The sequence below is a fragment of the Gardnerella sp. DNF01159 genome (assembly GCF_049244215.1).
Classification (GTDB): Bacteria; Actinomycetota; Actinomycetes; order Actinomycetales; family Bifidobacteriaceae; genus Bifidobacterium; species Bifidobacterium swidsinskii.
This window is the reverse complement of record NZ_CP058387.1, coordinates 1,300,802-1,326,608: the sequence shown is the minus strand read 5'-3', so window position 1 is coordinate 1,326,608 and position 25,807 is coordinate 1,300,802. Positions and strand designations below refer to the sequence as shown.

General features: G+C 44.2%; 19 protein-coding genes, 3 tRNA genes, 1 pseudogene and 1 riboswitch. Of the genes and pseudogenes, 14 read left to right on the top strand and 9 right to left on the bottom strand.

The window, feature by feature from the left end:
• Positions 1–11 precede the first annotated feature (11 nt).
• Together rph and HXT39_RS05215 are read left to right on the top strand one after the other, a co-directional pair.
• Entirely contained in the window at positions 12–773 is a 762-nt protein-coding gene (gene rph, locus HXT39_RS05220; protein WP_012913873.1) for a ribonuclease PH, read from the top strand.
• Positions 774–795: 22 nt separating this feature from the next.
• A complete protein-coding gene (locus HXT39_RS05215) occupies positions 796–1,482 on the top strand; it encodes a non-canonical purine NTP pyrophosphatase (RefSeq protein ID WP_012913874.1) in 687 nt (228 codons plus the stop codon).
• 13 nt (positions 1,483–1,495) lie between these two features.
• On the opposite strand, the gene HXT39_RS05210 is transcribed toward HXT39_RS05215, so the two are convergent.
• Positions 1,496–1,576, bottom strand: a tRNA-Leu gene (locus HXT39_RS05210).
• A gap of 70 nt (positions 1,577–1,646) precedes the next feature.
• Positions 1,647–1,719: transfer RNA gene (locus HXT39_RS05205), tRNA-Thr, on the bottom strand.
• Between the two features lie 353 nt (positions 1,720–2,072).
• On the opposite strand from HXT39_RS05205, the gene pgi reads away from it, so the two are divergent.
• The 10 genes from pgi to HXT39_RS05155 all read left to right on the top strand — a co-directional run bounded on the left by pgi (position 2,073) and on the right by HXT39_RS05155 (position 14,909).
• Positions 2,073–3,767 carry a glucose-6-phosphate isomerase gene (gene pgi / locus HXT39_RS05200; RefSeq protein WP_004110292.1) on the top strand — a complete coding sequence of 565 codons (1,695 nt, stop codon included), beginning with the start codon at positions 2,073–2,075 and terminating at the stop codon, positions 3,765–3,767.
• 171 nt (positions 3,768–3,938) lie between these two features.
• Positions 3,939–4,099: riboswitch (M-box (ykoK) riboswitch) on the top strand.
• 104 nt (positions 4,100–4,203) lie between these two features.
• Positions 4,204–4,350, top strand: coding sequence for a hypothetical protein (locus tag HXT39_RS05195; protein WP_004110294.1), 147 nt, complete (start codon positions 4,204–4,206; stop codon positions 4,348–4,350).
• A gap of 259 nt (positions 4,351–4,609) precedes the next feature.
• The gene (locus tag HXT39_RS05190; RefSeq protein WP_102703374.1) at positions 4,610–6,358 is read left to right on the top strand and encodes an ABC transporter permease; all 1,749 of its coding nucleotides are present in this window, start codon (positions 4,610–4,612) and stop codon (positions 6,356–6,358) included.
• Between the two features lie 92 nt (positions 6,359–6,450).
• Positions 6,451–7,965 carry a nitrate/sulfonate/bicarbonate ABC transporter ATP-binding protein gene (locus HXT39_RS05185; RefSeq protein WP_033888635.1) on the top strand — a complete coding sequence of 505 codons (1,515 nt, stop codon included), beginning with the start codon at positions 6,451–6,453 and terminating at the stop codon, positions 7,963–7,965.
• A gap of 247 nt (positions 7,966–8,212) precedes the next feature.
• Positions 8,213–8,578, top strand: a complete 366-nt coding sequence (rplS, locus tag HXT39_RS05180; RefSeq protein ID WP_004105329.1) for a 50S ribosomal protein L19 — start codon at positions 8,213–8,215, stop codon at positions 8,576–8,578.
• Positions 8,579–8,606: 28 nt separating this feature from the next.
• Positions 8,607–9,395: a signal peptidase I gene (gene lepB, locus HXT39_RS05175; RefSeq protein ID WP_004110299.1), complete on the top strand. Its 789-nt coding sequence runs from the start codon at positions 8,607–8,609 to the stop codon at positions 9,393–9,395.
• Between the two features lie 66 nt (positions 9,396–9,461).
• A complete protein-coding gene (locus tag HXT39_RS05170; protein WP_004110301.1) occupies positions 9,462–10,205 on the top strand; it encodes a ribonuclease HII in 744 nt (247 codons plus the stop codon).
• A gap of 13 nt (positions 10,206–10,218) precedes the next feature.
• A complete protein-coding gene (locus HXT39_RS05165) occupies positions 10,219–11,322 on the top strand; it encodes a LacI family DNA-binding transcriptional regulator (RefSeq protein ID WP_004110302.1) in 1,104 nt (367 codons plus the stop codon).
• Positions 11,323–11,591: 269 nt separating this feature from the next.
• On the top strand, positions 11,592–14,147 hold the full coding sequence (locus HXT39_RS05160; RefSeq protein ID WP_103013913.1) for an ABC transporter: 2,556 nt from the start codon (positions 11,592–11,594) through the stop codon (positions 14,145–14,147).
• Positions 14,148–14,198: 51 nt separating this feature from the next.
• A complete protein-coding gene (locus HXT39_RS05155) occupies positions 14,199–14,909 on the top strand; it encodes an HNH endonuclease family protein (RefSeq protein WP_064621542.1) in 711 nt (236 codons plus the stop codon).
• 53 nt (positions 14,910–14,962) lie between these two features.
• Here HXT39_RS05155 and HXT39_RS05150 read toward each other — a convergent pair whose 3' ends face one another.
• The 3 genes from HXT39_RS05150 to trxA all read right to left on the bottom strand — a co-directional run bounded on the left by HXT39_RS05150 (position 14,963) and on the right by trxA (position 18,230).
• The gene (locus tag HXT39_RS05150) at positions 14,963–16,591 is read right to left on the bottom strand and encodes an MDR family MFS transporter (protein WP_004110308.1); all 1,629 of its coding nucleotides are present in this window, start codon (positions 16,589–16,591) and stop codon (positions 14,963–14,965) included.
• 163 nt (positions 16,592–16,754) lie between these two features.
• A complete protein-coding gene (locus HXT39_RS05145; RefSeq protein ID WP_033888583.1) occupies positions 16,755–17,741 on the bottom strand; it encodes a G5 domain-containing protein in 987 nt (328 codons plus the stop codon).
• 141 nt (positions 17,742–17,882) lie between these two features.
• Positions 17,883–18,230 (bottom strand): thioredoxin, encoded by a 348-nt coding sequence (gene trxA / locus HXT39_RS05140; protein ID WP_421793272.1) that lies wholly within the window; start codon positions 18,228–18,230, stop codon positions 17,883–17,885.
• 106 nt (positions 18,231–18,336) lie between these two features.
• Here trxA and serS point away from each other — a divergent pair, with 106 nt between their 5' ends.
• Together serS and HXT39_RS05130 are read left to right on the top strand one after the other, a co-directional pair.
• Positions 18,337–19,623, top strand: coding sequence for a serine--tRNA ligase (gene serS, locus HXT39_RS05135; protein WP_103013914.1), 1,287 nt, complete (start codon positions 18,337–18,339; stop codon positions 19,621–19,623).
• A gap of 196 nt (positions 19,624–19,819) precedes the next feature.
• Positions 19,820–19,904 (top strand) — tRNA-Ser (locus tag HXT39_RS05130).
• Between the two features lie 474 nt (positions 19,905–20,378).
• On the opposite strand, the gene HXT39_RS05125 is transcribed toward HXT39_RS05130, so the two are convergent.
• The 4 genes and pseudogenes from HXT39_RS05125 to HXT39_RS05110 all read right to left on the bottom strand — a co-directional run bounded on the left by HXT39_RS05125 (position 20,379) and on the right by HXT39_RS05110 (position 25,624).
• Positions 20,379–21,692, bottom strand: a complete 1,314-nt coding sequence (locus HXT39_RS05125; RefSeq protein ID WP_103013915.1) for a hydroxymethylglutaryl-CoA synthase — start codon at positions 21,690–21,692, stop codon at positions 20,379–20,381.
• Between the two features lie 23 nt (positions 21,693–21,715).
• Positions 21,716–23,047 (bottom strand): hydroxymethylglutaryl-CoA reductase, degradative, encoded by a 1,332-nt coding sequence (locus HXT39_RS05120; RefSeq protein WP_103013916.1) that lies wholly within the window; start codon positions 23,045–23,047, stop codon positions 21,716–21,718.
• An 86-nt stretch (positions 23,048–23,133) separates the two neighbouring features.
• Positions 23,134–24,396, bottom strand: coding sequence for an acetyl-CoA C-acyltransferase (locus tag HXT39_RS05115; RefSeq protein ID WP_103013917.1), 1,263 nt, complete (start codon positions 24,394–24,396; stop codon positions 23,134–23,136).
• A 647-nt stretch (positions 24,397–25,043) separates the two neighbouring features.
• Positions 25,044–25,624 (bottom strand): annotated as a pseudogene (locus HXT39_RS05110) (xanthine phosphoribosyltransferase).
• Positions 25,625–25,807: the final 183 nt, after the last annotated feature.

Below are 25,807 nucleotides of genomic sequence, written 5' to 3'. Positions count from 1 at the left end.
ATTTGTGAGGTATGACTCAAATCAAGGATATGTTGGAATCTGTAAAACCAATTCGCGTTGACGGTCGTGATGTTGACGAGCTCCGACCTGTGCACATAACACGTAAATTTACTGATGTTCCTGAAGGCTCTGTGCTTATTGAGTGTGGCAATACGCGCGTAATGTGTACCGCAACTTTTACGGTTGGTGTGCCTCGTTGGCGTAGAGATTCCGGTTTGGGTTGGGTAACTGCCGAATATTCTATGCTTCCTAGAGCAACAGCTGAGCGAACTGATCGCGAATCTGTGCGTGGAAAAATTGGTGGTCGCACTCACGAAATTAGTCGTCTTATTGGTCGCTGCTTGCGCGGTGTAGTCGATATGAAAGCGATGGGTGAGTGCCAGATTCAAATTGATTGCGACGTGTTGCAAGCGGATGGTGGAACTCGTACTGCTTCCGTAACTGGAGCTTATGTAGCTTTGGTAGATGCGCTTCATTGGGCAGAAAAGAATGGTCATATTCGCTCTGCTGCAAATGTTATTAAGGATTCTATTTCCGCTGTTTCTGTAGGCGTTATTAACGGCACTCCTATGCTGGATTTGCCTTATGTTGAGGACAGTCAAGCTATGACAGATATGAATGTAGCTATGACAGGTTCCGGTACTTTCATTGAAATTCAGGGCACTGCAGAACATCGTCCATTTAATCGCGACGAATTAAATACGTTACTTGATTTGGCAACTAAAGGTAATCGCGAATTGCAAGCTGCTCAAAAAGCCGCTTTAGCAAAATAGAAGAGATTGAAGGAGAACGGGCGTGAAGCTTATTGTGGCAACACATAATGAGGGAAAACTCGTTGAAATCAAGCAAATTTTAGAGGAGCAATTGTCGAAACTTGCAGACAGTTTCGAGTTAGTAACTGCAGGTTCTCTTGGCTTGCCTGATCCTGTGGAAACTGGCGTGACTTTTGAACAGAATGCTTTGCTCAAAGCGCGTGATGTTGCTGCAAGAACAGGTTATCCCGCTATTGCAGACGATTCGGGTCTTATCGTTGATGTGCTTGGTGCTGCCCCTGGTATTCTTTCTGCTAGGTGGAGTGGTGTGCATGGAGATGATAAAGCTAATAATGAGCTTCTTTTGCGCCAACTTTCTGATATCCCAGATCAATGTCGTACTGCTCGTTTTCGTTGTGCTGCAGCTCTTGCTATTCCGGATGGGTGCAGTGAGGTTCCTGAAGGCAGTGTTATGTCGCATTCTCACGGCTTTGAGACTGTTCGAGTCGGAGAAATGGTTGGTCACTTGTTGCGCGAGGCGCACGGAATTAATGGTTTCGGCTATGATCCGCTATTTGTGCCAGATTTTCAGCCTATTCGCGATGGTGTGCAAATGAAAGGTTTGACTAGTGCAGAGCTGACTCAAGAAGAAAAGAATGCTATTTCGCACAGAGGTAATGCTTTGCGCGCACTTTTGCCGGAGTTGCAGGCATTATTTATTACTGAATAAGCGAAAAATTTCGTGCGCGAGATGGGACTTGAACCCACACGTCGTAAGACACAGGAACCTAAATCCTGCGCGTCTACCATTCCGCCACTCGCGCATAGACTCATATAAACAATCGAGCGAATAAAAACAAATCAAAAGTATTAATACACTCGAGTGAGTCAGAGAGCCACTTGACAGAATCGAACTGTCGACCTTCTCATTACGAGGGAGACGCTCTACCGACTGAGCTAAAGTGGCATGTTGCCCGAGACGCATTCGCGACTCGCGCACAAATCAAACACTATATATCATATTTTTGAATTTGTCCAATTTGGCGCGTCGTGCAATAGATAATGCTCCAAATGTGAGATAATTTCCTCGCGTTTGGAGTGATAAACCACAGATAACCCTCCAAATGCAGGGTAGGTTGCGCGCGTTTGGGGCACTGCACATCCTCAAACTACAAATTTTTATGTGTAAATTATCAGTGTGATTGTGTTCATTTTTGTGTTAAGCTTCGCGTGTTTCTGTCTGCTTTTGTGAGTATCTTGTGAATTGGACTATAGTGACGGTTGCTGTCACGTCAGTTGAAGAAATGAAAGGACCTTACAATGGCCATCAATCCGCCAGTTGACGCCGTAAAAACCCCAGAGTGGGCTGCATTGCAGAAGCATTACGACGAGTTGCAATCAGAAGGCGTTTGCCTGAAGAAGTGGTTTGCCGAGGACGCAAATCGCGTGGATAAGTTGAGCTTCGAAGCTGGAGATCTCCACTTCGATCTTTCTAAGAATTTAATTAAGCCTGAAACTCTTAAGCTTTTCGCAAACCTTGCAAAGGCAGTCAAGCTTGACGAGCGCACTAAGGCAATGTACACCGGCGTGCACATTAACAATACTGAAGATCGTGCAGTTTTGCACACTGCTTTGCGTCGTCCTGCAGAGGATGCTGGCAAGTTCATTGTTGACGGTCAAGATACCGTTGCAGACGTGCGTGAAGTGTTGGGTCGCATTTACGATTTTGCTAACGAAGTTCGTTCTGGCGCTTGGAAGGGCGTTACCGGCAAGAACATCAAGACTGTTGTAAACATTGGTATTGGCGGTTCCGATTTGGGTCCAGTCATGGTTTACGAAGCCTTGAAGCCATACGCTGACGCCGGCATCAGCGCTCGCTACGTTTCTAACATTGATCCAAACGATATGGCAGAAAAGACCAAGGATTTGGATCCAGAAACCACTTTGTTCATCATTGTTTCCAAGACCTTCACCACTTTGGAGACTTTGACCAATGCTCGTACCGCTCGCACTTGGTTGCTGAACAAGCTTCAGGAGTGCGGTGCTATTGACGGAAGCGACGCAAAGAAGGCTGAAGCTGTTGCTAAGCACTTCGTGGCTGTTTCCACCAACCTTGAGAAGGTTGAAGAGTTCGGCATCAACCCAACCAACGCTTTTGGCTTCTGGAGCTGGGTTGGCGGCCGCTACTCTGTGGATTCCGCTGTCGGCACTTCTTTGGCTGTTGTCCTCGGTCCAGAGCGTTTCGAAGAGTTCTTGAAGGGCTTCCACGCAATCGATACCTACTTCGCTGAGACTCCATTCGAGAAGAACGTTGTTGTGCTTCTTGGTATGCTCAACGTTTGGTACCGCAATTTCTACAAGGTTGCTTCTCACGCTGTGCTTCCATACGATCAGTACTTGCACCGCTTCCCAGCTTATTTGCAGCAGCTCACCATGGAATCCAACGGTAAGTCTGTGCGCTGGGACGGCACTCCTGTAACAAGCGAAACCGGCGAAATCTTCTGGGGCGAGCCAGGCACCAACGGTCAGCACGCTTTCTACCAGTTGATTCACCAGGGCACTCAGCTTATTCCAGCTGATTTCATTGCTTTCGTGAACACGCCAAATCCTACTAAGGATGGCGATCAGGATGTGCACGAGCTCTTCTTGGGCAACTATCTTGCACAGACTAAGGCTCTTGCTTTCGGCAAGACTGCTGATGAAGTTCGCGCTGAAGGCACTCCAGAGGAGATTGTGCCAGCTCGCGTGTTCAAGGGCAACCGTCCAACCACGTCCATTTTCGGCGATGCTTTGACTCCATTTAGCTTGGGTGAGTTGATTGCTCTCTACGAGCACATCACCTTCGTTGAAGGTACCGTGTGGGGCTTGGATTCCTACGATCAGTGGGGTGTGGAGCTTGGAAAGCAGCTTGCAAAGCAGATTACTCCTGCAATTTCTAAGGATGATGAAGCTTTGGCAGCTCAGGATGCTTCTACGCAGAGCTTGATTCGCTTCTATCGCGCTCATCGCAAGTAAGATAGTAGTCATATAGGCAATCGTTTTTAGTGATTGTTGGTTTATAAGTCTCTTGGCGTTAATTCGTCAAGAGACTTTTTGTTTAGCATCTGTCGCTGAGTTTTATAGGTCTCAAGTGCATTGCAATGTGTTTTGCTGCATATTGACACAACTGCAACAATAATTTATAATGAGCACGGTCGGTAGGTAAGGCTACCACGGGGATAAGGGTTGCTGCCGCAACACAGTGGAGACACTGCACGCTGGTTAACAGTCGTTGTCGAATTTAAGGCTTCGACTAATGCAACGCCACCGCCCTGCGAAGCTGAAGCTTGAACGACGTGGCACGCTTAACATGCATTTGTGTGTTTTGGTGCGTCTCTGTTCTCTTGTAAACCTCCGATTCAATGATGAAGATTTGCGCCGGCAGCGCACTAACTTAAGGAGGTGATTTGCCGTGAAACATGACAGTAAAAGCCATAATTCTAGTACTCGTACTGATGAAGGCTCCGACACTATTGGCAGTAGTAGTTCGGATGTTCCTCCTGAATATATGAAGCCGGCAATCATCGAATTTAGGTTGCAAAACTTGCGAAATATATAACTTACGAATACAACTTGCGAAATATAATTTACGAAGTTAAAACGTGAGTTCTAGTTATTTGCGCCTGTAACGTAATCAATGGTGATACGGCTACGCAAGAATTTACACAAGAAAAGTTACGCAGATCTTTACGCAAGAATTTACGAAAATCTAAATAGAAATCCGCATAGAAATCTCAATAGATATCTGCGTAATAAATGAATAGAAATAAAAAATACACGAAGGTGAACCCACTTATTGCCTATTCGAGGACTTTATTATGACCGTATTTACAACTTCGCGCAAAGAAAGCGCAGGTGTGCAAGTCGACGAGAACACTCGTTTCTGGTCGGATATTATTGTGTGCGTTGGCATTATTGCCGTTTTTGGCGTAACTGCCTTCCTTATTCAGCGCATAAATCAGCCGATTGGTCCAAGTGGCATACCATCTAAGGTATCCACGGACTTAATCAATCTGCCTTACTACACTTTGCGCTCAGTATTTCGCATGCTGATCGCATTAGTTGCATCTCTTATATTTACTATTGTTTATGGCTCTCTTGCAGCTCGCAGTCGTAGGCTTGGCAAGGTGCTTATTCCTCTTCTAGATATTTTGCAATCAGTTCCAATTCTTGGCTTCCTTTCGGCAACTGTCACTATTTGGTTGGTAATTTTTCCTGGATCAATGCTTGGTGTTGAAGCCGCTTCGATTTTTGCTATTTTTACGAGTCAAGCATGGAATATGACTTTTTCGTTCCACCGTTCGCTGCTCAGCGAGCCAAAGGAACTGGATGAGGCAGTTCGTAGTTTGCAACTCACGCATTGGCAACGTTTCTGGGTGCTAGACATGCCTAACGCAATGATTCCGCTGCTTTGGAATTGTATGATGTCTGTTGGAGGCGGATGGTTCTTCCTTACAGCTTCGGAAATGATTTCCGTAAATAATCACACTTATGCTCTTCCTGGCATCGGTAGTTTTGTGGCACAAGCTGCTGCTGAAAATAAGCTTGGTCTTATTTGGTGGGCTATTTTGTCGATGGTGATTGTTGTTTTGGCACTTGACTTCTTCTTGTGGAAACCGCTTACAGCTTGGGCTGAGCGTTTCCGCATTACGCAAAGCGCATCTGATAATGAGCGTCACAGTGCTATTTTGACTCTTATTCGTCACTCTCATGCAGATGAAGTTATTAGTAAACTGTTTTTGCCAATTCGCGAGTGGCTTGAAAAAATAACGCGCCCATTCGGTCGCACAGGCTCCAAGTGGCCTCATAAGGCTGCTCAGCATAAGCTTGGTGATTGGGTATTTAACGTTATTATGATAATTATTGTGGCTGCTGGCGCCGCCCATATGCTTTACTTTGTGTATACAACTGCGGGTTTGCATGAGTTTATTACTGCAGGCATGCTTGGTGGCATCACTTTTATGCGCGTTGCTGCGTTGATTTTAATAAGCTCGCTTATTTGGGTTCCTGTTGGTGTTGTAATCGGCATGAATCCTAAGATTTCGCGTATTATGCAGCCTATAGTGCAAATTCTTGCTAGCTTCCCAGCAAACTTCATCTTCCCGTTTGCTATGGCTTGGTTTATGGCCTGGCATATTGATCTTGGTTGGGGAAGTATTATTTTGATGGCTCTTGGTACGCAATGGTACATTTTGTTCAATGTTATTGCAGGTGCTAGTGCTATTCCTGATGATTTGCGTGAAATGACGCGCAGCTTCCGCTTGGATCGTACTTTGCGATGGAAGACGCTTATTTTGCCGTCTATTTTCGGTTCATGGTGCACTGGCGGTATTACAGCTGCAGGCGGTGCTTGGAATGCTTCGATTGTGTCTGAGATTGTGGAATATGGAAAGAACCACATGGAAACTCAGGGTTTGGGCGCATATATTACTAATGCAACCACTTTAGGAGATTCTGCGCGCACTTTAGTTGGCGTAACTGTTATGAGCTTGATTGTTGTTTTAAGCAACCGATTATTCTGGTCGCCAATGCAACGTATTTCCGAAAAACGTTACGTATTGAATTAGATCGACTAACAAATCGACTAACAAATCGACTAATAAATTTACTAATAAATCGCTTAAAATAACAAAATTTTATGAAAAAGATTGGCAAAATTATGAATACTTTAAAGAGCAATGCAAAAAAAGTGCAATCCTCAATTACAAGCGATATTATCGACGCAAAGCACATCAGTCAAAGCTTCACTTCTGACAGTGGCACTACTCAGCACGTTTTGCACGATATTTCTTTCACTCTTCGCGAAGGTGAAATCGTGGCAATATTGGGACGCTCTGGTGCTGGAAAATCAACTTTCCTACGCACAATGGCTGGTCTTGTGCAGCCAACAGAAGGCACAGTAACGTATCGCGGACGCGAGCTGACAGGTCCAAACCCAGGGGTTGCAATCGTATTTCAAACCTTCGCTCTTATGCCGTGGCTTACAGTACAAGACAATGTGGAACTTGGCTTGCGTGCTAGAGGTGTTAGTAAAGAAAAGCGTACTGAGCTTGCTTTAGCTGCAATTGACGCAATCGGTTTGGACGGCTTTGAAACAGCGTATCCTAAGGAACTTTCCGGCGGTATGCGTCAGCGAGTTGGTATTGCGCGCGCGTTGGTGCTGAGACCGGATGCATTGTTTATGGACGAGCCGTTCTCTGCTCTCGATGTGCTTACTGCTGAAAACTTGCGACAGGAAGTTCTTAAGTTGTGGTCTAGCGAGGAGCGAGATATTAAGTCTGTGCTTATTGTGACGCACAATATTGAAGAAGCTGTGCAAATGGCTGATCGTGTTGTGGTTCTTGGATCTCATCCAGGTCACTTAATTGCTGATGTGAATGTTGATTTGTCTCGTCCTCGAGATAAGCACAGTGCTGAATTTGAAGCGATGGTTGATAATCTGTATGCTATTTTGACTGGTTCTGCTCCAGAAAGCACTGCAGAGCAAGACGCTTCCGAAGATGCTGATTCTCAAGATCAAGCAAATAATGCAACTAATGAAGATGCTGAAGATAACGAAGCTGCAGCAATTGCAGATATGCTTATTCAGCGCCACCATGACGATGAAGATGAAGATAAGCAAAGTGAGGATGAAGCTGAAGCAGGTGAGACAAAGGCAGAGCCTGTGGCTGTTCGTTTGCTTCCAAACGCTACACCAGGTGGTATGGCTGGTTTGCTTGACGTGATTTCTGAAAGCCCAGATGGCATTGATTTGGCTGATTTGGCAGCTGATTTGTCGTTTGAGATTGATGATTTGTTCCCACTTGTTGATGCTGGCACGATGCTTAATTTGCTTACTGCAGAAAATGGTCATATTACTATCACTTCTGAGGGTGAAGAGTGGCATAATGCCGATATTTTGCACAGTAAGCAAGTTTTTGCTCGTCTTGCGATTGAACATGCGCCTCTTGTGCACGCAATTGATCAAGCTTTGAGTAGGAATCGTAACGGAAAGCTTCGTGGCGAGCTGATTTTGGATTTGTTGCGCAGTAAGCACACGGATGCTTTGGCGCGTCAGCAGTTTGATATTGCAATTAGCTGGGGTCGTTACGGCGAGTTGTTTGATTATGACGCTGATGATGACGAGTTGACTCGTACAGTTGAAACTGCTCCTCTCGATGGAGTTGTGCGCTGAAATAGTGCGGAATAGTGCGGAATTATGCTCAATAATGTCCATTATTGAGCATAAATTTGGTACTTGTATGCTTTCGATAAAGGGATGCCGCATAGTTCTTTTATCTTTTAGGTCTAGTCGCTTCTTATTTAAGATTGCGCGGATCGGAAGTCCCCTAAAAAGCGAACTTTTTGGGGAAAGATTTGCGTAGCACATTTGTTGCTAACGCTTACTATGCGTCGATATGCGGCGGCGATGGAGGAATATTATGGTAAATGCTGTAGAAGCATTTGATGCTAAGCATCTTAAGGCTGCTGAAGAAATTCCAGCTTTCCGTCCTGGCGATACCGTTGACGTCAACGTTAAGATTCAGGAAGGCAACAACACTCGTATTCAGACTTTCACCGGCGTTGTGATTGCTCGTAAGGGTGCTGGCGTGCGTGAAACTTTCGTTGTTCGTAAGGTGAGCTTCGGCACTGGTGTTGAGCGTCGTTTCCCACTTCATTCTCCAGCTATCGATTCGATTAAGCTGGTTCGTAGCGGTCGCGTTCGTCGCGCTAAGCTGTACTACTTGCGCGCTTTGCGTGGTAAGGCTGCTCGTATTGCTGAGCGTCGCGATAACTCTGCTAAGTAAAATAGAACTTATGTGAAGGGTATTTGTTATGACTGATGACACGCAAATTAGCGATACTCATATCGTTTCAGTAGCGGGTCATGGTATAGATCCTTCACCGGTTCCACCAGAGCCGGAAGGAGATTTACCTTCCGGCTCTCGCATGTTTAAGCGCAAAAATAGAAAAGGTAAGCATTTTGCACATTCTAAGCGTGCTAAAAATGACCGCCTAACTTTGCGCGATGCTATAACATGGTTCGGTATTCCAGTATTAGTAGTGATACTTATTCGTGTGTTCCTATTTGGAGCTTACACAATTCCTTCTGGCTCTATGCTAGATACTATTCATATTGGCGATTATGTTATTACGACTAAGCTAACTCCGCGCTTATTCCCATTAAAGCGTGGAGATATTGTTGTTTTTGAGGATCCTGCACATTGGTTGAGTGGTGAAAATTCTTCCGGTGTTGTTGGCAAGGATTTAATTAAGCGTCTTATTGGTTTGCCTGGGGATACTGTTGAGTGTAAAGGCGCTGGGCAGCCTATTGTTGTAAACGGTGTTCCAATACGAGAATCTTCCTATATTCGTCCTGGTGTTGACCCGAGTGCTTTTCCGTTTAAAGTAAAAGTTAAAGCTGGTCACGTGTTTGTTTTGGGCGATAATCGTTCTAATTCTGCGGATTCACGATATCATCGCAATGATGGCGATGATGGCTTAGTTCCGATTTCCAAAATCGAGGGAGTTGCTGTGTTTAGATCGTGGCCGCTTGATCGAATTGGTCTTTTAGACGAACACCATGATGATTTTAAAGATGTGCCTGATCGTCCTGCAAAATAAAAAGTATTAACGCAATGAGTATTAACGAAATTGTGTTAGCGCGACTTGTATCTACTGATTTTAATTATGTCAAATAAATCATCCAATATACCGCTTGTTCCATCATTTAAATATGAGCAAGATCTGCTTTGCGAAGGCTATGATTGGGTTATTGGTCTTGATGAAGTAGGAAGAGGCTCTCTTGCAGGTCCTGTGATGGTAGGAGCTGCAGTTATTGGAATTAAACAAGTAAAAGAAAACTATATGCCTGAAGGCTTAGCTGATTCTAAATTGCTGAGTGAAAAGCGTCGAGAAGAGCTTTATGAACCGTTGCAAAAATGGTGTACAACTTGGGCAGTCGGGTCTTGCACTAACACAGAAATTGATGAGTGGGGTATTAGCTATGCTCTTGGTGTTGCTGCATTAAAAGCAATTTCTAAAGTTGAGGAAGATATTAAAAAGCTAAGTTTTAGCGTAAATGCGAATACGCGTGAGAATACGCGTGAGAATTCAAACTTTCGTATTGCAGCAATATTGGATGGACCTTGCGATTATATTGACAAAGTCGCAAATACTTTTGACGCTCCTTACATTCCTGAGCCTGTAAAAGTCCATACTTTAGTAAAAGCAGACAGACAGTGTGCGAGCGTAGCTGCAGCTGCAGTTTTGGCAAAAGTTACTAGGGATAATCTTATGGTATCTCTTGCTAAAAATCCGAAATATGCAGCCTACGATTGGGCAAGTAATAAGGGTTACGGCTCTTTAGCTCATCGCAATGCCATTAAAAAAGTAGGACCTAGCGATTTGCATAGACTGTCTTGGCATCTATAAGCGAGGGGTATATATGGCAGAAAATGAAGCAAAACGCGTGTCAATGATCGATGTTGCGCATGCTGCTGGCGTAAGTCATCAAACTGTTTCTCGCGTTATTAATAATTCTCCTGATGTTTCTGCTAACACGCGAATTAAAGTTCTGCGAGTTATTGAGCAACTTGGGTATTATCCAAGTAATTCAGCGCGCGCATTAGCGACTAAGAGGTCGCGTACTTTAGGGCTTATCGTTGGTGCAGAAAATAGAACATCTCGAAACATTATTGCTCCTATAGAAGCGCAAGCAAAATCTCGTGGTCTTTTTCTTTCTATTAGCATGGTCAACGAAACGTTATGTGAACAAAGTGATATTCAAGATTTATGCGAGAGTTTTGAAGAGCAAAATGTCGACGGATTAATAATTGACGCTCCAACAGACGCAATATTTACGTCACTGTGTCGTACGCGTATTCTTAAGCCGTGCGTATGTGTTACTGCTACTCATGGTGCAATAAGCGCGCATGAAGGCATGAATATGTTGCGTTCTCATAGCAACGTTGAGTATTCAATGATTGGGATTAATCAATCTCGCGCAATGAACGATATTGTGTCACTTATTGCGCATTATGGACATCGAAATGCTATTTATATAGCAGGTCCTTCACAATGGAGAGGTGCTGCAACGCGACTCATTGCATGGCGTTCACTTTCAACTGCTCAAGGTATTCATTCGCATATTGTGCAATGTACTTCGTGGAAGTCTTCTGAAAGTTACGCGCGAATGAATCATATGATTGAGAAATTTGGTATAGATGGCATTGCATTGCCGACTGTTATTGTTGCTTCAAGCGATGAGCAGGTAGTAGGAGTTGTGCGTTCCTTGTATGAGCACGGTTTGAAAATTCCGAGTGATATTAGTGTTGTTGGTTTCGGCGATATTCCGGCAATAAGTGATTTTTTCCCACCTCTTACAACTGTGAGTCTCGATATGCAGCAATTAGGATCGTTGGCAGTGCGTGAAGCTTTGAGATTAATGAATCATGGGCCTGAACCAGCATTCCCAGATATGTCTCATGGAGTTGGACAAATACCTGCTAGCTTAAAATTGCGTTCTTCTATTGGTGCAGTATTGAGATAATTTTGCGATCGTGAAAAATTGTATGAAAAAATTATTGAGAATAGAATTAAGAATGGTATTTTTAATTATTTTTTTGATTATTTAAATATTGCGTGAAACAGTTGTGAAACAACTTTATTTTCTTAATGCTAATATCTGGCAAAATGGCTTAAAATCAGCATAATTACGCGGCTGTCGGCGTGTTGATGGTGTGTGTGAAGCGTAATCTTAACATCTGTTGGGAGTGTGTGGTTTTTGAATAAATATGGAATAAAGAAAAGGATCAGGAGATGATAAATCGCTGCTTTGCGTTCGTGCCAGGAATTAAGCATCTAGTTGTTTTAAGGTCGGCGTGTCTTGCGATTTCTTATCTTGTAAACATAGCTTTTGTCTACGTTTGCGTTGGGATGTTGTCTCCAGTATTAAGACCTGTTCGTTCTACTGGAACTTCTTTAATGAGTTCTGTTGAATTTACGTCTTACATTATTGTTTTAGCTGCTATTATTTTGCTGAAATATGCAGTTTTTTACTGGTCGTGTACTGTTTGTGCAGAAATTGAGTCGCGAATAGCTATGCGTTTGCGCCCTAAAATGTTGCGCGCAATGTTATCTCTACGCTCTGTAGATATTGAAGATTCTCATGACATTACTTCTTTGCGCGTAAATGAAGATATTTTTGCAATACAAAGTTTTGTTGCTTCTTTAGTTCCACAAATTATTGCATCTATTCCTGTTCCTGTAGTCGTTTCTGCAGCACTATTTACAGTTAACCCTGCTATAGCTGGGATTTGCGCATTAGCTGCGTTGTTTAATGTTGCTTCTCTTATATTCTCGTTGGCACTAAGCCCAGTATCGTGGCGTTGTGTAAGTGCATTATTTGCCTATGTTATTGCTGGACTCGCAATTGTTGCAACTGTTTGGTTATCTTCCGTTAAAGGTGTAGGTCTTGCTGCAGCTCTGTTGACAATGCCTTTGTTAATGTTAAGCGTCCAGCCACTGAGAATTGTTGGTAAGAATATGCATGTAGTTAAACATGCTGTTAATGGTTTGAATCATGTTGAAGCATTGTTGCAAATGGTTACTGATTCTCCTGCTCCAATAGCATTTAGTGACGACGGTTCAACATTATCTTTGCCTGATGGCTCAACCAATATTGCTTTGCGTATGCGATGCAATATTTCGGAAAATAATGCGAATACTAATGAAGCTCAACGTTTATCGATAATTGCAAAATCTGGTGAATTGCAAGTTATTCCAAGTAAATATCATCATGTTATGCGTGAGAAAATACTTTCTGGAACAGGTTTTAATAAATCTGCTGACATATTGCTTTCTTATAGCGACCGTTATGATATTCATGAAGACGACGTTTCTCCATTTGTAGTTTCTGAAGTATTTGACGCAAACGATAGTGCATCTTACTTGTCGTTGAACGATGCAAGTTCTGCAGCTTTAGCAGATATTGTTACTATAGTTAGCGAGCGAAGTCATCTATTTTCCACAACATTGCGAGAAAACTTACTTTTGGCTGCTCCAACAGCTACGACTACTGCGATGTGGGATGCATTGCGAGCTGTGCGAATAGATGGTGTTGTTTATGCCGATTACGACGGTCTAGATATGCCAATAGATAGACTTTTTAATAATCCTGAAGCATCCTATAATTCTGAAGATTTAAAGCGTCGCGTTATTCTTGCTAGAGCAATTTTAAGACACACTAAAGTGTACGTTTTTGATTATTCCCAATGTGATATTAGCAATCATGAGGCTGAAGAAATTGTTAAAATATTGCGTCGCATAGCGCGTTATGCAAATGTAATAGTATTAATGCCAAATGATGATGGCATTAGCTCAACGGACGAAATAGCAACTGTAGAATCGTATCGTCATGTTGCTAATGATAGTTCTAAAAATATTACGCAACTAAATCAATTAAACGAATCTCAAAACTCGCAAAACTCGCATAATGTTGAGCAAGCTCAGCAAGATCCTAATAAAAACAAGCATATTTCTTCTATTGCAAGTATTGCTTATACTTATGAAGTGAGAACAATCTCAAAGTTCAAACGTGCTATTTTTGCTTTTATATCAATGTTTAGTACTGCTCTCAATCTTGTTTCTGCAGTATGTATTCCTGTTGCTATTGTTTCAGCGATGTTTGCTGTTGCAGGACGTCCAATATTTGGTTTTGTAATGCAACAGTGCGTGCTTGTTGCTGTTGCTTGTATGGCAGTTCGTGCATTAACTCTTGTTACAACATTTGCAGGTGTAGATATGCATCACGAACATTGGCATAAAGCTCATATCAGCATGAATGTCGGAATGATATTTGCAGTTGTACCTCTTATGGTTGTTTTGTACTATTTCGATGCGAATTTGTCTTATGTAGCTATTGTTTCGTGCGTGTTTATTATGTTTATTGTTCCTCGATACTTACTTATACGCTCCAAGCATATTGCAAATAAAGTGCGCATTGAACAACATGAAGTTGAGAATGAAGTAAGTGATATTGAGCTTGGTATCGATGAAGTACTTGCATTTAGGCAAGGTGAGCATTGCGTTAATCGAATGGTTACTTCAATGCATAAAGTTTCTCAACAAAGAATGCGTCTGGCTCGTAAAAGTGGAGGCATGTCGGCACTTGTTCTTGCTATATCGTTAATTAGCATTTCTGTAGCCGCACTAGTGGTTTCTCACACCATTCATCCGGTGCCAGCTAATATTCCAGCATGGAGTACGGTTTATGCTGTTATGGCAATGGTTTTGCTGGTAATTATGATTCAGCAAGTTGTAGATGTTGTTTTACAAAGAATACCGTCTGTTATGAGAGTTAAGAGCAGTAACTAACTTTAATTTAAAAAATATTGAATATGCATAAGTTGAGTTGGGGGACTGAGCATGCGTAATCGTTGTAACAAGAGGCAGTTTCTTGCGCTGTTCTGGATGCTGCTGTTTGCTGTTTTATGTGGGATTGTTATTGGCTTGTTGCTTCCTAAAATAAACAGTAGCGTTGGGAAGATTACAGGAGAATATGAAGCAAGCGGAGAAGCTGCGCAAGCATTGGAAAAATTGCGTATATCTAAGCCTTATCATTACGGGTACGAGCGTCAAGTATTTGGATATCGTACTACTGACGATGACGGTAACGGATGTGACGTTAGGGAAGACGTTTTAGCGCGTGATTTACAAAATGTGAAATACAAGTACGCAGGATCCTGCCAAGTGCGTTTCGGCTTGTTGCATGATCCGTATACTGGCAAAGATATTCACTTCGTGCGTGGGCGAAAAACCAGTGCATTAGTTCAAATAGATCATGTTGTTGCATTACAAAATGCGTGGGAATCTGGAGCGTGGAAATGGAATCGTGCAAAACGATTAAAATTTGGCAACGATATGATGAACCTACTCGCGGTTGAGGGAGCTGCTAATCAAGAAAAAGGTTCCGCGTCCGCAGCTTACTGGCTTCCTTCAAACAAAACCTTCAGGTGCGAATATGTTGCTAGGCAAATAGCTGTTAAGTATAAATATGGTTTAACTGTAACTCGCGAAGAAAAGCAGAGTATGGAAAGCGTATTGCATAACTGTTCTGCACAAAAATTACCAAAGTAAGGATTTCTCAGTTTGGTATTCGTAAAGCGACTTAGTAAGCGTTTAATAAGCGTTTAGTAATGATTATGAGTGTGATCGTGCATTACGTCGTGATGCTCTGCTGAATGAGGAATATGCAACACGCGCATGCGATCAATAGCTCTACGCGCAAGATTGTGAGCAGAACCCGTGCCTTCGCCCTTGACTCCAAAAATAACGATAAGAGCCATAATTCCTGTAATAATAGCACTAATGCGCAAAGTCCATTGAACTCCGAAAATACTAGCAGCAACATCGGCAGCGTGACCTGTGCCAGAATGGTGAAGAGTTGTCAATACTGTCATTGTAACTACTAAAACAGGTGCTCCAATAGCTCCCCAAAGCTGACGCATAGTATTAGTTACAGCCGAACCATCGCCAAGTTCTTCCTTACGCAAACAATTAAGCGACCACGTAGTTATTGGCATAAGCAAGAATCCCATGCCAATTTGGCGAGTAAACTGCCAAATGGAAATCCACCAAATCCATGTATCCATGTCAATAAGACTCATCATTACAGTGCCAAAAAACAGAATAATAGAGCCTGCCATAGCAACTGGGCGCACTCCAAAGCGATCTAGCATACGACCACCAAAATACTGCGAAATAGCCATGCCGAACGCTCCAGGAAGCAGAATTAAGCCGCTCATAGTTGCTGAAAAACCACGATCAGACTGAATATAAAGCGGAATAAGCACCATAATTGAGCTGAAAGCAAAAAATGTAAGGCAAGCGCAAATAGTACCTACCATAAAGTAGCGGTTTTTAAGCACATTAAGACCAAGAAGAGGAGTGTGACCGCGTTTTTGCGCTCGCAACTGCCTTATAACAAACCAAGCAATTCCAAAAGTGCCAATAATCATAGGAGCCCAAGATAATGGGTGTGAAATTCCGCATCCTTCAATATTAGTGAATCCAAACATGAGCCCGCCGAAGCCAATAACCGAAAGGCCAACCGAGAAGAAATCAGCATGCGCGTTAAGATCGTGTTCTCCAAAATTATGCAAGAAAAATACTGCCAAAACGACGGATATTGCTCCGATAATAGTAAGAGAGCAGAAAATAGAACGCCATCCATTAATATCAGTTTGCAAACCGCCAATAGTAGGACCGATTGCTGGAGCAATACTCATAGCCATGCCAACGCTTCCCATTGCCATACCTCTGCGAGTAACAGGGTAGACGGAGAATACGGTAATTTGTAAAACAGGCCACATTACGCCAGTGCCAATAGCTTCAAGAGTTCGACCAACCAGTGCCATCATAAAGTCGTTACTAAGCCATGCAAGTACGGATCCAAAAGTAAAAAGCGACATGGAAGTAATAACAATTTGGCGAGTAGAAAAGCGTCTTGTTAAAAATGCTGTAAGTGGAACCATAATTGCCATAATCAGCTGGAAAATAGAAGTAAGCCACTGACCAGTTGTGACGCTTATACCAAATTCTTGAACTATTGTTGGCAATGCTGCAGTAAGTTGTAATTGTGCGAAATTGCCGATAAATGTAATAAACGTAAGAATAGCGAGAGAAATTAAAGCAGGACGTGTAAGACGATTGTTATTGTATGCTTCTTCGCCTGTTAATGCATGACTGAGATCTTGGCTTTTATTAGACAGCCATGTTGAGTGCGTCAAAATAAAACATCCTTTTTTGTTCTTAAACATAGTTTTTCTTAAGCGTATTTTTAAGCATAGGTGGCAAAAGTCAATCGACTTAAGTCTATTCTCTTATCTATTACAACAAAAATTGCAAAACTTAATTTACGCAAAACAAAAGTTATTTAAAAATTTATTTTGCGCAAAACAATGATATTTAGACTGATTCTAATCAGTAGCTGTGGTAGGAAAGCCAATGATTGTAAGCGCCTTGAATGGAGCCATAACGACCATTGCAATAATTCCAGAACCAGCGGAGCTGCGTTTGATAGTTAGTTGCCCAATCAGCGCCAGCAGAAGCCATTTTTCCGCCTGGCAAAGCTTGAGGTAAACCGTAGGCCCCAGAAGGATTCATTGCGTTTACGCGCCAACCGGACTCATGAGAAATAATAAATACTGTTGCAGTAAAATCAGCTTCACTATAACCGTTAGAGATAAGCCAGTCGTGAGCCCATTGTTGCATCTCGCCAGCAGGAACAGTCGTACCGATAGAAGCAGTTAAGCCAATTCCGGCAGAAGAGCCGCCAGTTCCAACAAGAATAACCTTATCTTTTGGAGCTTTTTTAACATAAGAAGCAAAAATATTAGAGGAAACTATTTTTCCCTTAGCTCGAGTAACTATTTTTGCTGTTTCCATTACGCCGTTAGCGCCTTCACTTTGCACCTTCTCAGTACCTTTTGGAAGTGCAGCAGTTTCCTTTTTAACGACGTTAAACGCGATTGGGTCGTCGGAATTCTCTAATTTTGCGCCTGCACGATTAATAGTAATAACAGTTGATTCGCTAACTTTAGTTGTAAGAGATGGAGTAACAACATCGTGTGGCTCAAGAGTGATATCTCCAGCATCAAGAACGGATTTTACATCAGTGAAATCAGTGCCCAAAATAGTACGATGATGACCATTTATAACAACGTTAATATATGAAGTCGCGCCATTATGCAACATACTACGGCTAGCACTACGAGAAACTTGCGAAGAATCGGTTGCTGAATAAGAAGTAACCTGAACAGCGTGACCTTTAGACGAAGCGTAAAAATCTCGCGAGGCAAAACCAAGTATCACCAAAGCAACGAAGCCCAAAATAACCGCACTAACTCTAGCCCACTGTCGTAAACTGAGTGAACCAAGCGTAACAGTATGCTTACGGTGACTGGTCATAACCCTCCTTATTTCTGCAATTACTCTATTGATACTTGCAAACGCTCGCAACGTAGACTAATAAAACATGAGAAACATGCGTTAAAGTGTATGTGCAAAACGTATATGCAAAACCTCACGTATTATATCTCATGGCATAGTCTATAAATCAGATTCAGAATCATTAGATTCGTAAGATTTAGCTTGTTCAACCAAATCTTCCAAATCAGAAGCTAGTAATGCTCCCGCTTGTCTATAAATAACTTCGCCGCGCTTAATAACCATTACTGTTGGAACAGCTTGGATTTGAGCAGCTGCAGCAATCTCGTTGCTTTTGTCAATATCAACTTTTACGAAAGGAATTTCGGGATATTTTTCACTGACCTTCTCAAAAATAGGACCAAAAGATCTGCATGGACCGCACCATGTTGCCCAAAAATCAACAACAACTATTTCATTTGTCGAAGCAATCTTCTCAAAATTTTCTGTAGTAGCATGTATTGCTGCCATATTACCCCCTCAATATTTTGCGTATTTGCTTTATTGTACGTGCCGCCTTGCATAAAGTTGCCGATAGTGCGCTTATCTGTCGTCTTGCGGCACTAGGCTAGGAGTCATGCTTGATATCCAATTTATTCGTGAACATGCCGACGTAGTTAAGGAATCGCAGCGCAAGCGCGGTGAATCCGTTGAGCTCGTCGATGAAGTATTGCGCAGCGATGATTTGCGCCGAACTGCTCTTAAGGCTTTTGAAGAAGCTCGCGCCGAGCAAAAAGCTATTGGTAAGAAGGTTGCAACAGTTAGCGCGGAGGAAAAGGCTGCGCTTATTGCCGAAACTAAAGAATTAGCTTCGAAAGTTGCGGAATACAAAGCTGAATCCGAAAAAGCTACTGCCGACTACACTACGGCAATGTGGAAGCTTTCTAACATCGTTGAAGATGAAGCTCCAGAAGGCGGAGAAGACGACTATGTTGTAGTTAAGAAGGTTGGTACGCCTCGCGATTTTGCAGCTGAAGGTTTTGAGCCAAAGGATCATTTGACTCTTGGAACTGGTGTTGCTGGAATTGATATGCGTCGTGGCGTGAAGGTTGCAGGCTCTCGCTTCTACTTCTTGCGCGGTGCTGTGGCTCGCTTGCAAATCGCAATGCTTACTATGGCTGTTGATCAAGCCGAAGAGCACGGTTTTACGCTTGCGATTACGCCAACGCTTGTTCGCCCAGAAGTAATGCGCGGAACTGGCTTTTTGAATTCTCATGCGGACGAGATTTACCGTTTGCGCGAACCAGATGATCAGTATTTGGTCGGTACTTCCGAGGTTGCTTTGGCTGGCATGCATGAGGATGAGATTCTTGACTTAAGCAATGGTGCTTTGCGTTATTGCGGTTGGTCGAGCTGCTACCGTCGTGAAGCTGGTGCTGCTGGAAAGGATACTTCCGGTATTATTCGTGTGCATCAGTTCGATAAGGTTGAGATGTTCGTTTATTGCAAGCAGGAAGATTCTCGCGCTGAGCATCAAAAGTTGCTCGGTATGGAGCAGGAAATGCTTGCTAAGGTGGAAGTGCCTTACCGCATTATTGATACTGCTGCAGGTGACCTTGGTTCTTCTGCCGCTCGTAAGTTTGATTGTGAAGCTTGGGTTCCAACGCAAGGACGTTACCGTGAGCTTACTTCTACTTCTAACTGCACTGAGTATCAGGCTCGCCGATTGAATGTGCGCGAACGTATGGAAGATGGCGGAACTCGCCCAGTTAGTACGCTTAACGGCACTTTGGCTACTACTCGCTGGCTTGTGGCTATTTTGGAAAATCATCAGCATGAAGATGGTTCGATTGATATTCCAAAGGCTATGCAAGCTTATATGGGTGGCAAGGAAGTCATTGAGCCTACTAAGTGGGAAGCGTGAGTTTACTCGTGCACAAACACGGCGTTTGTTTCAAAAAACCGTTTAATTAGCTACAAAGCCCGGGAAATTGCCTAGGCTTTATTTTTTAGTTGATAAGCTTTTTGAATCTGGGTGTTGTGTGTTGCGTTCTATACGTGATGATATGCTTACCACTTGTGCGTTGAAAACGGCAATTTGATTGTTTTCATGCGCAAATGGATGGGTGTCCGAGCGGTCTAAGGAGACGGTCTTGAAAACCGTTGTAGGGAAACCTACCGCGAGTTCGAATCTCGCCTCATCCGCGAATTAACTAAGCCTAAAGCATGTGAAATTGCTTTAGGCTTTTTTAATTCGCTGAGCTTGTTCAGGTTGGAAGCACAGTGTGCTTCCAACGCAAGCGAGGTCTTTCTGCGTCAATAAAGACGCAGAAAGTGTGGGCTAGTGTGTTTAACGCAGTGTGTCAGGTTTGTGTTGCTGCATTTCGCGCTTGAAGCTTTTTTATTCTGCCGAGCTTTCTCAGGACTGAAAGTGCACTGCACTTTCAGTGAAAGCTCGGTCTGTCTTCGTCTCGATTGACGGGAAAGGGCGTGAAGGCAGCAGAAAGTTTGCAGTCGTGTAAAGGAAGGGTCGGTTGCGCACGAAATAACGGCAGAAAGTTTACTGCGGTGTAAAGGAAGGGTCGCGAAATGACTGGATGGAGGCAGAAACTTTACGTGCGTGTAAAGGGAAAGTCGGCTACGCGCGAGAATCCGATTGAAACGTGCGCTCGCTCGATTTTAGCGCGCGGAGTAGTGACGCTCTTGCGATGTGATGTCGTCCAGGAAGAAGCTTGCACCTTCGCGGCAAGACGTGCTGCTTTCGAAATCTTCCGGAGCGTAAGGCGCAACGCTTTCAAACATCTCCTCGTAATCAGCAACGCTTAAATGCACGCGCGAATCAAGCATATCCGCATGCTCGCGCGCAAACAGCGCATCTCTAAATCCTGGCGCAATCGTGCCGCTGAAAAATTCACCAACAGCGCCGGAACCATAAGAAAATAGTCCAATCTTATCGCCGCTTTTAAGTGCAGTAAGATCACTATTTTCGCAAGTAAATTCGTCTAACTCAAGTAAAGACAGCAATCCCAAATACAGGGAACCTGTATAGATGTTGCCTACACGACGGCTGTACTTCGTGCTGGTTTCGTAGCGCGAAAGTAAGCGATTGCGCGACGACTCGCTTAGGTTGCTATTATCGCAAGAATCAGAGCAAGAATTTGCGCAAGAATCCATCGCAGCCTTAAGTGCTTTCAAACCCATTTTCGTATATGGCAAATGGAAGCACAATCCGGCGAAATCGTTGAAATTGCAATCGTTTTGCGCGCAATACTTTTGCCAAACTTCGCAGAAAAATTGTATGTATTGCTCGGTTGAAAACTTGCCGTGAGCAAGAGCGGTGTCTTGGTAAACAGGTCGCCAAAAGTCCTGAATATCCGCGGATTTTACAACGCTGTCGTCGTTAATTTTAAGCACGTGCGGATTCGCGCTCACAAGCATTGCCACAGCCCCAGCGCCTTGCGTAACTTCGCCAGGGGTAGCAAGCCCGTAGCGCGCAATATCGGCTGCAATAACAAGCACTTGCGGATTTTTTTCTGCGTGCGCGCGCACATAATCGCATGCCATCATCAAAGCTGCCGTTCCGCCGTAGCAAGCCTCTTTTACTTCAATAGAGCGCACCCACGGCGTGAGTTTTAGCAGATTTTGAACGTATAGCGCGCTGGATTTACTTGCGTCGACGCCGCTTTCTGTGCCGACGATGAGCATTTTGAGGCGATTGCTATCGATGTATGGTAGTAGTGGGAGTGCGGCTTGCGCGGCGAGAGTGACGATGTCTTGGTGATTTGGTGGCACGGATTGTTCGCTTTGACCGATTCCGATTGTGAATTTGTTAGGGTCGATTCCGCGGTGTTCCGCCAATTCCTCGAGGTTTAGGTAATAGTGCGGCGTTGCGAAGGAGATGCGGTCAATGCCGACGGCAAGGGGAGTGGTTGCGGAGGTTGTGGTTGTGTTGGCTGCTGCGGTTGCTGATATTTTGATATTTTGTGTGCTCATTTGTCATAAACCCCTAAATTTTCTTAATTTTTACTTGATTCTCGTAACTTTTGAAGTAATTGCGTAACTTTTTCTGTAGTTCTTTCTGCAGGGCTAAGTTGCAAAATATTATGCGTGATTTCTGCGATTTCCGCACCTTTGGCACCTGCTGCAATTGCCAGGTTTGAAGACTGCAATGCCATGTGACCTGCTTGAATTCCAGGGCCTGCTAGTGCGCGAAGAGCCGCAAGATTTTGCACCAAACCGAGCGCGGCAAGCGTATTTCTAAAGTCGTTTGCGTTTTTGTATTTGCCGATTTTGATCGCGAGTTTTGCCATTGGAAGCGATGAGATTGAGCCGCCGACAATGCCGATCTGTAGCGGAATTTCAATACTGCCGTGGAGTATGGTTTTTCCGTTTAAAGTTTCGGTGTTCCACTTTGACAGTGGTAGGTAGCGACCGGAGCGCGCCGCCCACGCGTGTGCTGCCGATTCTAGCGCTCGCGTATCATTCCCGGACGCGAGCGCGGCTCCTGCGATTCCGTTTAGGATTCCTTTGTTGTGCGTGGCGGCGCGTGCAGGGTCGCTGGCGGCAAGTGCGCTCAATGCCGCGATTCGGCGCGCAAGGCGCTTTCCCTCGCGCTCTCGTTCAGAGTCTTCCAGCCGCCTGGATGCTAGTGCTTCAACCGGTATATGCACTTCTGCTGTGCTGGCAACGCGGCTGGTGTTCGTGAGTATTGCAACTAGCGCCTGCACGCCGAGCCAGCTTTTCAGCTGGGCTTTGACGGCTTCGCCCATAGTGTTCACTGTGTTTGCGCCCATTGCGTCGCATGTGTCTACGTCAATCTCGAGCTTTGCGAAGCCGTGCAAAGCTGAAGCGCGGCATTTTCGCGCGCCGCCACCCCTTTTACTCATTGATGGGTGTGACTCGTTTGCAATGCGCAACAGTTCTGCAACCTTTTCTTTATCTTCAACGATTCTGCTCAAACGCGCCGCCACGCTCCCGTCAGCGTCCTCAAAAGCTATTTGCGCTGTAGTCACGTATTGTGGCGAGTTTGCTACAATGCAACCTTCAATGCTTGCTGCAGCAATCCGCGCCCCATTGCACGCAGCTGCAATCACGGATGGCTCCTCAGTTGCAACCAGCACGTCACGCACTTCGCTGTTCACAATCAGCCCACGCACAACGCCAACCGGCAGCGTATACTTTCCAATTTGATGCTCAATCATATGATTTGCAACGTCTGTAGAAATTGTAGTATCGGAACTTTCCGCAAACTGTTTAAGCAAAAATGCTGCCTCAGCCTTGTTAATTGCGCCCTCATTTTGCAAGGTTTTTATGCGATTTTCCACGCTTAATTCACGAAAAGCAGCCATCGAAATCACCTCATGATTTGTAGACTACGAATGCTTCTGATCGCTTTGCATTCTGACTTGGTTGTTTGCATTCTGACTTTATTGTTTTACATTCTGGCTTGATTGTTTCGCATTCTAATTTGCATAGAAACGCCGATTCCGCCGCCGACGCACAGCGCAGCAACTCCATTTAACTTATTGCTATCTCGCAAAGCGTATATAAGCGTCGTCAAAATCCTCGCTCCGCTAGCGCCAAGCGGATGTCCGAGTGCAATTGCTCCACCGCGTACGTTGAGTTTTGACTCGTCAATATGAAGTTGCTCCGAAACAGCAATGCTTTGCGCTGCAAACGCTTCGTTTATTTCGAATAAGTCAATGTTGTCAACGTTGCTGCCGGTCGCATTTAGCATGCGTTCCATTACATGTTTTGGAGCGTATCCCATTAAATCTGGGTCGATTCCGCCTTCTGCGAATCCCACAATTTGCGCAAGATATTCAATTCCGTGCGCTTGCGCGTAATCTTTGCTCATAAGCACTAGAGCTGCAGCTCCGTCGTTAATTCCGCTTGCGTTTCCTGCAGTTACAGTCGATTCGTGCTTGCAAACTTCGTTTTCGCCAACTTCGCGCTTGTCAACTTCGCAAGTCGCGTCCGCAGTTTCTTCCGACGCTTTAAAAAGCGTGCGCAATTTCGACAACTGCTCTAAAGACGTATCTTCGCGAGGATGCTCGTCGCGAGTTATAACAGTTCCGTTTGCAAGCGTTACTGGCACAATTTCAGAAGCAAAATCGCCTCTTTTAATAGCGGCAACAGCTTTTTGGTGAGATTTGAGTGCAAAAATATCTTGTGCTTCGCGAGTAATACCAAATTTTGCTGCAACATTTTCTGCAGTAACGCCCATTGCGTCGCCAGTAAAAGCGTCGTTTAAGCCGTCTCGTTGCAAACCGTCAATAAGGGCAAAATTCCCGTATTTGTGTCCGCTAAATCGCGAATTAGTTGCGTAAAACGGTACGTTGCTCATGCTTTCAGTGCCGCCTGCAACAACAACTTGCGCATCTCCCATAACGATTGCGGATTGTGCTAAGCGCACTGCTTTTAAGCCGGATCCGCATACTTCGTTAATTGTCATTGCGCTGCTAGAAGTATCTAATCCTGCTTTTAACGCAATTTGGCGAGCAACGTTTTGTCCGCTGCCTGCTTGTAATACGTTTCCAAAAATAGCTTGATCCACGTCGTGTGAGCTAATTCTAGCGCGTTCTATTGCTGCTTTTGCTGCGATTGTTCCTAAATCAACTGAGGAAAGCGAAGATAAGCTGCCGCCGAATTTGCCAATAGGCGTACGTACAGCGCTTGCAATCACCACTTCAGTCATATGTTTAGCCACCTAATCAATTGTTTGTTGCAATACGTGTTGAAGTATACCAACCGGACTACTTTATCGTATTTTTCGACAAAATTACCATTTGCGAAAAATTTTTCTCGTTTCCTTCACAATTAGACTTACTTCAGTGAGTTTGCGCTCCTGAATCCGGCATAAACTTTACAGCCGCGTAAATTAAGAGTCGTATTTCTCCCAAACCTTCTGAAGCTTTGCAGTAATGCTCTGCAAACGTTGATTTATTACTGTCCAAAGAACGCTAACATCCGTGCTGCTGCACACGTCACACCGGGCACAAATACCACACACCCCACCGCAGCTTAATTTCGTGACTTTAGTTGCACGAATACCAGTGTGGTAGAGATTTGAGATTTTTCGCACTGAGCGAAGGGCGCTCGCGCAGCGCTTTGACCGAGCTTGAAATCATTGGGATTTCAAGCTCCTTCAAAGCGTGATTTGGCTCAATTGTGAAGCACGGTGTGCTTCACATGCCAAATCAGCCGAACGGCTACCAATAGCCGTGAGGAATACGCTCGCTACGAAACTCGCGTTGGAAGTCCACTGGACTTCCAACTTTAGCGAGTTTCCGCTCCGAGTTACTTTCGCGCGCTACGCTCTAAGCGCGAAAGCAGGTCGGAGCGCTACTTACGGAACGAAATCGACCCATCAACAGGATCCATCGCGTCAACAATCGCCAGCGAATCCAAGTCATATCCAGCTTCACGAAGCGCATCTCCACCACCTTGGAAGCCCTTTTCGATAGCGATTCCAATGCCGGCAACGCTAGCTCCAGCATGATTGCAAATGTCGATTAATCCTTGCAAAGCTTTGCCGTTCGCCAAAAAATCATCCAAAATAAGCACGCGATCTTCCGCACTTAAATACTTACGTGACACAATCACCGGAAACTCGCGCTGCTTTGTAAAAGAAAATACCGTAGATACGTATTGGTCGCCATCGAGATTAATCGACTGAGCTTTCTTTGCAAAAACCACAGGAACTCCACCAAAATGGCGTGCTGCAACACATGCAATTCCAATACCAGAAGCTTCAATCGTAAGAATCTTAGTAATATTTGCGTCGCGGAAATGCTCAGCCCAAGCGGCTCCCATATGATCAAATAAATTCACATCGCACTGGTGGTTCAAAAAGCGTCTACTTTTAATACATTGCCTGGTTTTACGATACCATCTTGGAGAATGCGTTCTTCCAGTTCTTGCACGATGCGCCCCTTCTTACGAACAATTACATTGCAGTACGCTCAAGCATACCTAAGTTCGTGACACAATATGAGTAAAAACGACTGCAGCATGTGGTAAACCTGATTAAATACGTGCGCAATTAAAACGTGGGGGCGTTTTATTGCTGAAGCTAAAACGTAGATAATTGGCAGCATTAATGGAGT